General features: G+C 46.4%; 8 protein-coding genes. 5 read left to right on the forward strand and 3 right to left on the reverse strand.

The features are described from left to right. The first annotated feature begins 100 nt into the window (after positions 1-100). Together B0187_RS09835 and deoD are read left to right on the forward strand one after the other, a co-directional pair. Positions 101-1,327 (forward strand): phosphopentomutase, encoded by a 1,227-nt coding sequence (locus B0187_RS09835; RefSeq protein ID WP_078237676.1) that lies wholly within the window; start codon positions 101-103, stop codon positions 1,325-1,327. 94 nt (positions 1,328-1,421) lie between these two features. After that, entirely contained in the window at positions 1,422-2,141 is a 720-nt protein-coding gene (deoD, locus tag B0187_RS09840; RefSeq protein WP_078237677.1) for a purine-nucleoside phosphorylase, read from the forward strand. A gap of 61 nt (positions 2,142-2,202) precedes the next feature. Here deoD and B0187_RS09845 read toward each other — a convergent pair whose 3' ends face one another. The 3 genes from B0187_RS09845 to ampD all read right to left on the reverse strand — a co-directional run bounded on the left by B0187_RS09845 (position 2,203) and on the right by ampD (position 7,294). Continuing rightward, a complete protein-coding gene (locus B0187_RS09845; protein WP_078237678.1) occupies positions 2,203-5,121 on the reverse strand; it encodes an AAA family ATPase in 2,919 nt (972 codons plus the stop codon). Next, the gene (locus B0187_RS09850; RefSeq protein ID WP_078237679.1) at positions 5,102-6,397 is read right to left on the reverse strand and encodes a hypothetical protein; all 1,296 of its coding nucleotides are present in this window, start codon (positions 6,395-6,397) and stop codon (positions 5,102-5,104) included. The genes B0187_RS09845 and B0187_RS09850 overlap by 20 nt, the downstream gene beginning before the upstream one ends. A 342-nt stretch (positions 6,398-6,739) precedes the next feature. Then, positions 6,740-7,294 (reverse strand): 1,6-anhydro-N-acetylmuramyl-L-alanine amidase AmpD, encoded by a 555-nt coding sequence (ampD, locus tag B0187_RS09855; RefSeq protein WP_078237680.1) that lies wholly within the window; start codon positions 7,292-7,294, stop codon positions 6,740-6,742. A gap of 55 nt (positions 7,295-7,349) precedes the next feature. On the opposite strand from ampD, the gene B0187_RS09860 reads away from it, so the two are divergent. From B0187_RS09860 to rluA, 3 genes are all read left to right on the forward strand, one after another. Further along, positions 7,350-8,189: a 23S rRNA (adenine(2030)-N(6))-methyltransferase RlmJ gene (locus B0187_RS09860; protein WP_078237681.1), complete on the forward strand. Its 840-nt coding sequence runs from the start codon at positions 7,350-7,352 to the stop codon at positions 8,187-8,189. A 14-nt stretch (positions 8,190-8,203) separates the two neighbouring features. Further along, positions 8,204-11,113, forward strand: coding sequence for an RNA polymerase-associated protein RapA (gene rapA / locus B0187_RS09865; protein WP_078237682.1), 2,910 nt, complete (start codon positions 8,204-8,206; stop codon positions 11,111-11,113). 240 nt (positions 11,114-11,353) lie between these two features. Further along, positions 11,354-12,022: a bifunctional tRNA pseudouridine(32) synthase/23S rRNA pseudouridine(746) synthase RluA gene (rluA, locus tag B0187_RS09870; RefSeq protein ID WP_078237683.1), complete on the forward strand. Its 669-nt coding sequence runs from the start codon at positions 11,354-11,356 to the stop codon at positions 12,020-12,022. Positions 12,023-12,324: the final 302 nt, after the last annotated feature.

The following is a 12,324-nucleotide window of genomic DNA, read 5'->3' on the forward strand; positions in this document are numbered from 1 at the left end:
TTAATATACAAGGGGGCAATTTGTGTGATGTTCGTGAAAATTTACTGAAATCCCACCGCTTGCAAACCAAATATTGATAAACGCTCAATAGGGGGCAAAGATGAAACGTGTATTTATTATGATGCTAGACTCTTTCGGTATTGGTTACACGGAAGATGCGGAAAAATTTGGCGATAAAGGCTCAAATACCCTTGGGCATATCGCTCAACGTTGTGCTGAGGGTAAGGCGGACGATCATCGCCGTTCAGGTCTGTTGAAACTGCCGAATATGAACCGTTTGGGTTTGGGCTTGGCGGCGAAAGAGTCGTGCGGCGAATATCCAGCAGGTTTAGAGCAGGGCGTTGAATTGGCAGGCGGTTACTGCCACGCCAAAGAAATTTCATCGGGGAAAGATACCCCGTCAGGACACTGGGAAGTGGCAGGCGTGCCTGTTTTATTCGATTGGGGCTATTTCCCTCAACACGAAAACAGCTTTCCGCAGGAATTGTTGGACAAAATCGTGAAGCGTGCCAACCTCAAAGGTTATTTGGGGAATTGCCATTCATCAGGCACAGTGATCCTCGATAATCTCGGCGAAGAGCATATGCGTACGGGCTTGCCGATTTTCTACACTTCGGCGGATTCGGTTTTCCAAATCGCTTGCCACGAGGAAACCTACGGCTTAGAAAATCTTTACGAACTCTGCCAAATCGTGCGTGAAGAGTTAGAGGGCTACAACATCGGGCGTGTAATCGCTCGTCCATTCGTAGGGGCGAAAGCCGGCGAATTTAGCCGTACAGGTAACCGCAAAGATTATGCGGTTGAGCCACCGTCAGCCACCGTGTTACAAAAATTAGTCGCCGAAAAAGGCGGCGAAGTGGTTTCCATCGGTAAAATCGCCGATATTTATGCTCACACGGGCATTACGCGTAAAATCAAAGCGACAGGCTTGCCTGATTTGTTTGATCGTACCCTTGAAGAAGTGAAAGCGGCTGGGGATAACACCATTGTGTTTACCAACTTTGTGAACTTCGATTCTGACTTCGGACACCGCCGTGATGTGGCAGGTTACGCCGACGCCCTTGAATACTGGGATAGCCGTTTGCCAGAGTTGCTTGCATTGATCGAAGAAGATGATCTCTTGATCATCACCGCTGACCACGGCTGCGACCCAACCTGGCAAGGCACGGATCACACCCGTGAACACACGCCGATCCTGCTTTACGGCAAAAATGTGCCGAAACAGTCCTTCGGTCGCCGTGAAACCTTTGCCGATATTGGGCAAACCATTGCGAGCTACTTCGGGCTATCGCCAATGGATTACGGCACATCAATTTTGAAATTCTAAAAAACGCAAAGGGGATAGATTCTATCCCCTACAAGCGGTGCGATTATGCTAAAATTTCGCACCTTTGAACCAACCTATTTAAGAGGAAACCAAAATGACTCCACATATTAACGCCCCAGCTGGTGCATTCGCTGATGTTGTGCTAATGCCGGGTGATCCGCTTCGTGCTAAATATATTGCGGAAACTTTCTTAGAGAACGCAGAACAAGTTACCGATGTGCGTAATATGTTCGGCTACACCGGCACTTACAAAGGTCGCCGCATTTCAGTAATGGGGCACGGAATGGGTATCCCATCTTGCTCAATCTACGCCAAAGAGTTAATCACCGAATATGGCGTGAAAAAAATCATCCGTGTCGGCTCGTGCGGTGCGGTGCGTATGGACGTAAAAGTGCGTGATGTGATCATCGGCACAGGGGCTTGCACCGACTCAAAAGTGAACCGTATCCGTTTCAAAGATAACGACTTCGCGGCGATTGCCGACTTCGATATGACCCTCGCCGCCGTGCAAGCCGCCAAACAAAAAGGCGTGCCAGTGCGTGTGGGGAATATCTTCTCGGCAGACTTGTTCTACACCCCTGATGTGGAAATGTTCGATGTAATGGAAAAATACGGCATCTTAGGCGTGGAAATGGAAGCCGCAGGCATCTACGGCGTTGCCGCTGAGTTTGGGGCGAAAGCCTTAACCATCTGCACCGTGTCAGACCACATCCGCACCCACGAACAAACCACCCCAGAAGAACGCCAACTCACCTTCAACGATATGATTGAAATTGCGTTGGAATCCGTGTTGATCGGCGATCAGCAAGGCTAACAAGGGGTAGGATAAATGAAAAAACGGTTGGATTTCCAACCGTTTTTTATTAAATTGCTATTTAAAAGAAATTGAAAGGATGTTTCCGAATAGAATTCGAAGTAGCATTTGCCTTATCAACTACCTTTTGTGCAACTTGTGAAACTGCATTTGTCGCTAAGTGGGCAGCTGGCGAAGTTTTAGATGCTTCTTTATATGCTTTTTTAGCAAGTGATTTTTTAAAACTTTCAGGATTTCTATAAGCCAGATGGATCTCGTGCGGCAACATATTGACAGTATTTACCAATGTTTTTAATACAATGCTTTCCATATCATCAGCTAAGAGATATTTCACTTTAACAGAGGTATAGCTATTTTGAGCCAGCACTTTTCTTACCTCAATATCTGGGTGATTAGCTAAAAAGATTTCTTCTTCGGTTGATAATCCTCTTTGACTTGCCAGTTTCATAAAATCTGTATTGTTCACAAATTTTGTTATTTGCTGGTTGATTATTTCTTGCATTCCATCTTTTGAAGGATATTTATCCCAGAAAAATCCTTTTCTTGGTAAGACATTAAAAATCTTACCCGTACTTTGAAGCTCAGTTCTAATGTTTGAGCTGATTGCTTGATTGCAGTAGAGAATTGAACCCAAGCGAGGATCTTCTTTCAGGATATTTTGAATTTCTTCGCTTAAATTATCCCGTTGAGCGATAATTTTATTGATTTCCAATTCATCTTTTTGAATGATTTTACGGATTAAATCTTCATTGAGATTTTTATTTTCAGCGAGGCGTTGTCTTACGGATAAATCACTATCATTCGCTAGTTTTTCCTGAATTTTAACCGCTAGATTTGGATTTTTTGATAACTCACTGCGAATTTGTGGGTCGCTGTCGTTTGCAAATTTTTCTTGGCGTTCGATATTCATTGCATTATTCACAAAGAGTAGGCTTTTCACTTTGTAATCTTTTTGAGCTAATAAATAATCAAACAGCTCTTCCGAAATATGCGGATTTTTCGCAATTTGTTGCTGAATTGAGTGGGTTAATTCAATCGCTTTTAAATCGCTGGTTTTAACGGTGGATAAATCTTGATGCGTAAAGAGGTTTTCAATCTTCCCATTATCTTTCTTAAAGATATTTAACGCCAACCCTAATGAAACATTCGGGTGTTTTGAAATGGCGGTTAAAATCTCTTCATTATATAAAGGGTGTCCTTTTTCAAGTGAAATTTGTTCATCTAATAATTTGGTTGAACAATTTGGATTATTAAATACTGCTTTACGCACTTCGAGTTTTTCATCTTTGGCAAGGTCGGCTAAAATATCTTCGGTAACATCGTCCGATTCGGCGACTTTAATTCGCTCTAAATAGTTCGGGTCTTTCGCCATTTTAATCATTTGAGCAATACTTAATCCGTCCTCTTGTGAGGCTGGGGTTAAATAAAGTTCCTCAAATTTTTTCTCATATTCGCCCACTTTATCTTTCATTGTTTTGCGTAATGGGGTGGTATTTTTAATCGCTTGTTTTAATAATTCACCTGTTACCGCTGAATTTTTTAGAAAGGCATTTTTAACCCCGTCATAAACCGCATTTTCAATATCCGCACCTGAATAATCTCGGCATAATTGAGCCAGCTCTGCAAGCGGTAGATTTTCGCTATTTTTGTTCGCTTTTTTGAGATGAATTTCTAAAATTTGGCGGCGTTCTTTGGTGTTGGGGAAACCGACATAGAAAATTTCATCAAATCGCCCTTTGCGTAATAATTCGGGCGGTAAGGCGGTAATATCGTTGGCGGTGGCAACGATGAAAACCGGTTTGGTTTTTTCTTGCATCCAGGTTAAAAAATAGCCGAGCAGGCGAGAACTCACTTCGCTGGCGTTGTTGCCCGACATTCCCACAAAGGCTTTTTCCAGCTCATCAACCCACAGCACGCAAGGGCTGATGGATTCCGCCATTGCGAGGGCTTTTCGCATATTGGTTTCACTTTCGCCCACATATTTGCCGAGCAACGAGCCAATATCAAGGCGTAGCAATGGTTGTTGGAACAGTTGGGAAGCGGCTTTGGCGGTCAGGGATTTTCCGCAGCCGGGCATTCCTGCAATCAGCGTTCCTTTTGGGGCTTTTACGCCGAAGGCTCGGGCTTCTTCCAAGCAGTTGAGAATTTCACTTTGTTCATTCAGCCATTTTTTCAGATTTTCCAAACCGCCAATATCGTCAATTTTGCTATCGACTTTCACCATTTCCAACACGCCACTTTTGGCAATAATTTGCTCTTTTTGGCGTTGAATTTCCTCGAAAATCAATTCGCTCTGTTTTTCATCTTGTTCGTTAATCTGTTCAAATTTATTTTGAATCAATTTTAACACTTTTTGGATTTCTAATTCATTTAAACCCGATAAAGAAGTGGCAAGTCTAGCGGTCAGTTTTTCTGAAATTTCGCCCGCTTGTTGCTGAATTAAGGCTTTAATTTCCGCCTCTTGTGGCAGGGGCATTTCTAATAAGGTGATGTAAGGCTCAATATCTACGGGCATATAAACCTCAGCGGATTGTAAAATAATCACACAAGGTTCATTGGGGTTAATTTGATTATAGCGTTCCACCTTTTCAATTAAATATTGTAAACGGCTAATCGCAAGGGGATTATGCTCTAAGGCGAGTTTGGCATTTTTAATTAAAATCAGGCTGTTTTCTAAATCTTCATCATAAAGTTCTTGTAAAGATTGTTCGAGTTTACCGTGATTTTCTTTAATCAGACTTTTATTATTAAAATCGACTTTGCCTTGGGCGAGATTATATTCGGCGATATTAAGATTGAAGTGTTGAGCGATTTGCTCAATTAAGCGGTCGGCACGGGCGACTTCGGCGGTGTGAAGATAAAAAGTAGAATAATTTGCTTTAATATAAGAAATAATTTTCTCAATTAAGCTATTATTGTTTGTTTGTTTGTTTGTTTGTTTAGCATAATTGTATCCTTTTTTAGAACCAGTTAAATGGATTTAATTTACTTTCTTTTACCGCAGTCCAAGCCTTTTTTGCCACTTCAACAGTTTTGGAAGCGACTTTTTTAACGGTATCAGCAACGGTGTCAATGACTTTATCCGCAACTTTCTTGGCGACTTCAACCACTGGCTTAACGACTTTATCGCTAACGACTTTTCCACATAAATCACCAACGACTGCCCCAACTTGTCCGCCGATTGCGGCAGCCGCAGGATTAATCAATGCACCAACGGTTGTACCCAGCCATTGACCTGCTTTTGCCCCTGCTTTTCTACACCACAATTCCGCCCCTTTTTCCACTTTGGTGGCGAGTTTTGCAGTGGCGAATTTGGCTTTTTCGGCAACCACATCAACGCTCTTTTTCAAACCACGTTCAACTTGGTCGAAAATCCGCACATCATTCCACCCTTCGGCAATATTCAAGGTCAGATTTTGCACTTTATCGAGGAAAGTTCGGGTGCGTTCAATCCCTTTCTCAACGGCTTCCACCCCGTCAAACACGCCTTTCAGCCAACCTTTTTTGGCGGAAACCACCATACCGCCCGACACGGCAACCTGCACCCCTTTATTTTCGGTACTTTCCACCGCCCCACGGATGATTTTGGTCAGCTCTTCGGCACGAGAAAGATTTTCCTGCCCCATTGCCGCTTTCCACAAACGCGAGCCAATCGACTTCGCCCCATACCACGCCAAATTCAAATTGGCGTTCATTTCCGACCGCTTGCTGATGTGGCGAGCCAAATCCAACCCTTTTTGCACCGTTTCGACAGGGTTTAAATCCATCGCCGTGCCTGTGTAGAGTTCGGTAAAGGCCTGGTTTGCCTTGTTCAGCCCCTCATCAATCCCTTGGGCAATCTCATCGGCGGACAGATTTTCCGCTTTCGCCACCGCTTCGATTTTTTTATTCAAAAAATTCGCCAGCGTTTTGCCTGCGTTGAGGTGCTTTTCCACCGCCACTTGGTTCGCCACCAAGGCTTCCACCGTACCGATAATGGTATGAGCGGTGTCGATTTTTTCCTGCTCGTCCGCCCAAATTTCAGGGTAACGAGAAAAACGCCCAATCAGCCAAGTGTCAATCGCCTGCGAACGCCCATTTTGCAAATAATCATCCACGAAATCATTGACGGTTCTCGCGGTATTAACCGCCCCATTTTCCCCATCAAATAATACCGCTTCCGCCTGCTCGGTCAATTGCTGCTGAAAGGCTTCCGACCGCAATGGCTCATACAGCTCAACAATTTGAGCCTCTTCAATTTCCACGTTTTCACGCATTTTCGTTTCCTCTTTTGGTTAAAAAATAGGTTATCAACGGGGGCATTATACACCTCCGTGCGACATCTCAGGTCGCATTGAATTGGGTTTTAAAAAATTTTTGGAATCCTACCCCTTGTATTTAGTCGCCAGCGTGGCGACTCTACGGTAGTAATGCCACGCTGGCGGTTATTTGGCATTGATTTTTGCCCCTTCGGTCTCGCTCTGCTCGACCACTATCGTAGGGACGCCACGCTGGCGTCCGTCCAGTAATTGATTATAAACATTGGGACGCAAGCATTGCGTCCCTACGGCTAGTTTTCCTTGTGTAGCAGGGGGTAGGGGGCAAAAATTTTCGAAATCCTACCCCTTGCAAAGCAACGCGTGGTAGTGATCCCATTCAAAGTATTGCCCTGGGTCGATTTTACGTTCGGGGGCGATGTGGTTATGCCCTGCAATCCGTTCGTTGGTAATTTTCGGATAGGCTTGTTGGATCGCTTTGGTAAGGTGGGCGAGGGTTTGGTATTGTGCCTCGGTAAAAGGTTGATTATTACTGCCCTCTAACTCGATCCCGATCGAAAATTCGTTGCATTTTTCCCGTCCGTCAAAGCAAGAAACGCCCGCGTGCCACGCCATTTCATCAAAATTCACATATTGGGTAACTTCGCCCTTGCGGTTGATTAAGCAGTGGGCGGAAACTCGCAGATCCTTAATTTCTTCAAAATAGGGGTGTTCCGTTGGGTCGAGCGAGCCTTGAAAAAAGCGGTCGATAAAATCCCCGCCAAACTGTTCGGGCGGCAGGCTGATGTAGTGGATTACGAGCAGGGAAATATCCTTTGGATCAGGGCGTTGGCTGAAATGGGGGGAAATTACCCGTTTTTGGTTGCAAAGCCAACCGTTCTCAATGGTGAACTTCATTCTTTTACCTCTAACTATGCTAGAATAACGCCATTTTAACAGCAAAGAGAGTGTTATGCTTAGTTATCGCCATAGTTTCCACGCCGGCAACTACGCCGATGTGTTAAAACATATCGTTTTAACCCTGATTTTGTCCGCCCTGAAACAGAAAGAGAAGGGCTTTTTCTATCTGGATACCCACTCGGGCGTGGGGCGTTATAGCCTGTTGAGTGCCGAAGCGGAAAAAACGGGCGAATATATTGAGGGCATTGCTCGGTTATGGGATCGCACCGATCAGCCCGAAGAAGTGTCGCTCTATCTTGATGAAATCAAAAAAATCAACAAGGGAAAATTGCGTTTTTACGCTGGCTCGCCGTTGTTGGCGGTGCAGCAATTGCGTCCGCAGGATCGTGCCTTATTAACAGAATTGCACCCGAATGATTTCCCGCTGTTACGCAATGAATTTGCCAAACAGCCGAATGTGGTAACCAAACGCGAGAATGGTTTTCAGCAGTTGAAATCTGCCTTGCCACCGAAAGAGAGACGCGGGCTGGTGTTGATTGACCCCCCTTATGAATTAAAAGAAGATTACGAATTGGTGGTAAAAGCGATTGAAGAGGGCTACAAGCGGTTCGCTACGGGCGTTTATGCAATTTGGTATCCTGTGGTGTTACGCCAACATACCAAACGGATCGTCAAAGGGCTGGAAGCCACGGGCATTCGCAAAATTTTGCAAATTGAGTTAGCCGTTCGCCCTGATACCGATCAGCGAGGAATGACCGCAAGCGGTATGATTGTGGTAAATCCGCCGTGGCAGCTTGAAAGTCAAATGAAAAAAATTCTGCCTTATCTCACGGACGTGCTTGTGCCAGAAGGAACGGGCAGTTGGAATGTGAGTTGGATTGTGCCTGAATAATCAAAGAGGAAAATATGTTTGTAATCGGTCAGCGTTGGCTTAGCGAAAGTGAAAATAATTTAGGGTTGGGGATTGTTACGGCGGTGGACACCCGCACCGTGAGCATTGATTTCCCTGCGGCGGACGAACAGCGTGTTTATGCGGTGGCAGTCGCCCCCCTCACACGGGTGCAGTTTCAGCAGGGCGACAGCGTGAATAGCCTTGACGGCTGGACGCTCAACATCAGCGAAGTGATTGAAAATCAAGGTTTGCTAATCTATCTCGGCAAGCGGTCGGATACGGGCGAAGAAGTGGTGTTGCCCGAAACCCAACTCGATCACAAGGTCAGTTTTAGCAAACCGCAGGATCGGCTGTTCTCGGCTCAAATCGACCGTAGCGACCGCTTCGCCTTGCGTTATCGAGCCTTGCAACATCAGCAGGCTCAATTTCAATCGCCGTTGCGAGGCTTGCGTGGCATTCGTGCCAGCTTGATTCCACATCAGCTACATATCGCCAAAGAGGTGGGGCAACGCCTCGCCCCTCGTGTGCTGTTGGCGGATGAAGTGGGGTTAGGGAAAACGATTGAAGCGGGAATGATCTTGCAACAACAGCTCTTTTCGGGGCGAGTGGATCGGGTGTTGGTGCTTGTGCCAGAGAGCTTGCAACATCAATGGCTGGTCGAAATGCTACGCCGTTTCAACCTGCATTTTTCCCTGTTTGATGAAGAACGTTGTGCCGATTTCGCCCAAAAAGATGAGGACGACAACGACATCAGCCAAAATCCATTTGAAACGGAATCCCTTGTGATTGCCTCGATTGACTGGCTCGCCACCTCGCCGCAACGTGCCAAACAGGTGCTGGACAGCGAGTGGGATATGTTAATCGTTGATGAAGCTCATCATCTGGAATGGTCGGAAAATGAGCCGAGCATCGCTTATCAATTTGTTGAATCTTTGGCGAAAAAAATTCCGTCCGTGCTATTGCTAACGGCAACCCCAGAACAGCTTGGGCAAGAAAGCCATTTCGCTCGCCTTGCCTTGCTCGACCCTGATCGTTTCTACGATTACGAAGCCTTTGTCGCCGAGCAGAAACAGTATCAACCCGTTGCCGATGCGGTGGCGACTTTGCTCAACGACAAGCCCCTCAACGCCCAAGAGCAGGAAAGCATTAGCGAACTGTTGGCGGAAGAAGACGTTGAGCCGATGTTCCGCATTATCAACAGCGATTGTAGCGAGGAACAACGCCAAGAAGTGCGTCAAGAGTTGATCAGCGAGTTGATCGATCGCCACGGCACGAGCCGCGTCTTGTTCCGCAACACTCGCCAAGGGGTGAAAGGCTTTCCGCACCGTGAATTTAACCAAATCACCCTTGAAATGCCGAGCCAATATGCCAATGCGTTCAAGGTAATGGCGATGATGGGCGGCGTGAGCGAAACCGACCGCTTGTATCCCGAACGGCTGTTCCAACGCTTCAACCCAAACGCAAAATGGTGGGATTTCGACCCTCGCATTGAGTGGCTGATTACTTTCCTCAAAAATCATCGTGAGCAAAAAATCCTCGTGATCTGCAAACAGGCAGACACAGCGATCCAGCTCGAACAAATTTTGCGTGAGAAAGAGGCGATCCGCTCGGCGGTGTTCCACGAAAAAATGTCGATTGTCGAGCGAGATCGTGCCGCTGCTTACTTCGCCCAACAGGAAGAGGGGGCGCAGGTGCTAATCAGTTCAAGCATCGGCTCTGAGGGGCGAAATTTCCAATTCGCTCGCCATTTGGTGCTGTTCAACTTGCCTGATAACCCTGATTTGTTAGAGCAAAGTATCGGGCGATTGGATCGGATCGGGCAGAAACACGATATTCAAATTCACGTCCCTTGCTTTGCCGATTCCGCCCAAATGGTGCTTGCTGATTGGTATCACAAGGGGTTAAATGCCTTTGAGGAAACCAGTCCAATGGGGGCGAGCCTATTCCGTGAGTTTGGCGAAGAATTAGCGAATTTCTTGCAAGATCCTGCACAATCGCCACAATTTGACGACTTTTTGGCTCGCACCCACAAACGCCAGCAACAGCTCAAATTAGAATTAGAAAAAGGGCGAGATCGCTTATTGGAACTCAATTCCAACGGTGGCGAACAGGCTCAACAGGTGGCGAACCAAATCGCCGAGCAAGATAATGCCCCGCAACTGGTTAATTTTGCATTAAATCTGTTTGATGTGATCGGCTTGGATCAAGAAGATTTGGGCGAGCAAAGCATTGTGATCAGCCCAACGGGGCATATGCTCGTGCCTGATTTCCCAGGTTTGAACGAAGAGGGAAGCACCGTTACGTTCGACCGCCAGCTTGCTCTAATGCGTGAAGATGTGGAATTTTTGACGTGGGATCACCCGATGATCCGCAACGGTATTGACCTCATTACTTCGGGCGACATCGGCAAAAGTGCGATCTCATTGCTGATCAACAACCAACTGCCCGCAGGGACGCTATTGCTCGAATGTATCTACCTCGTGGAAGCCCAAGCCCCGAAAGGCTTGCAACTCACTCGCTTCCTACCGCCAACCCCTGTCCGCTTATTGTTAGACAGCAAGGGCAACGACCTCGCCAAGCAAGTGTCGTTCAGCGGTTTGGAAAAGCAGCTCAAACCGGTCAATAAACAAATGGCGAACAAAATCGCCAAAATGGCACGGGCAGAAATTGAAAAACTGTTAAGCGTCAGCGAAACGAAAATTGCCAGCTACGCCGAGGGCATTATCAACGAGGCGAAAGCCAACGCAGATCACACTCTATCCGCCGAGTTGCACCGCCTAACCTCACTACAAGCGGTCAATAAAAATATCCGTGCGGACGAAATCACCGCCTTAGAGCAGTTAAGAGAAAACTCCCTCGCCCACCTCAACCAAGCCAACTGGCGGTTGGATAGTTTGAGGGTGATTGTGAGTAACAAGGGATAGTTTGCAAGGGGTGGGATTTTGCGGAATTTCGCCCTTTCCCTGATTTTTCTTCTAAACGAAGAAAAATCCGTCCTTCTCTCACAAGTAGGCGATGGTTTTAAATGCTTAGCAAAGGCAAAAACTCTCTCCCGTTTACGGGAGAGAGACAGTTTGAAATACGTTCAGTATTTCAAGCAGAGAGAGGGCAATCCCAAACAAGCGGTAAGATTTTGGATATTTTACAAAAAGAAGAAAAACACAATGGCTTTAATTGAATATAACCCACCGACAGAACCTTGGCTGGACGAGGTTTACCGTGATAACCATATTTTAGTGCTGAATAAACCGAGCGGGTTGCTGTCTGTGCCGGGCAATCGCCCTGAATATCAAGATAGTGCGATGGTGCGGGTGCAGCAGAAATATGGTTTTACCGAGCCAGCTCACCGCCTTGATATGGCAACAAGCGGTCTGTTGTTGTTTGCGTTAAGCAAGCAGGCGGAACGAGAGCTGAAACGTCAATTCCGTGAGCGTGAGCCGAAAAAGCATTATGTGGCGTTGGTGTGGGGAAAATTGGGCGAGCGAGTGGGCGAAACTGGCACAATGGATTTTCCACTGATTTGCGATTGGGAAAACCGCCCTCGCCAAAAAATCTGCTATGAAAAGGGCAAAAAGGCGATCACTTTTTACGAAGTGCTGGCTTACTATCCGAACAATACCACAAGGGTCAAATTGACCCCTTACACGGGGCGTTCGCACCAGTTGCGGTTGCACACCCTTGCCCTTGGACATCCGATTTTAGGCGATAAATTTTACGCCAATCCGCTAGCTCGAAGCCTCTCGTCTCGCTTGTGCCTACACGCGGAATCCCTCTCGATCACCCACCCAATCACGGGTGAACCGATGACCTTTTTTGCTGAGGCGGATTTTTAGTTTTGCAAGGGGGGGATTTCTTAAAATTTCGCCCCCTTGTATATTAAAACCCTGCTAAACTTCACCACATAAGTGCAGCATTTCGTTATCCACAGCTTGTTGCCCCCTAGGGCAGAACCCCGTTCCGTAGCGAAGGCGTGGATAACCTTTCATCAGCAAAACCGAACAGTTGATTTAGTCTTTTAGTCTTCACATTGAAAAACTCGCATACAAGGCAGGTTATTGATGAACACCCCGATTTATTGCGGCATCGATGTCGCCAAACGTAGCTTGGTGATTGGCTTGTCCAATCAGAAGAAAAC

It is taken from the genome of Haemophilus paracuniculus, assembly GCF_002015115.1.
Taxonomy (GTDB): domain Bacteria; phylum Pseudomonadota; class Gammaproteobacteria; order Enterobacterales; family Pasteurellaceae; genus Haemophilus_E; species Haemophilus_E paracuniculus.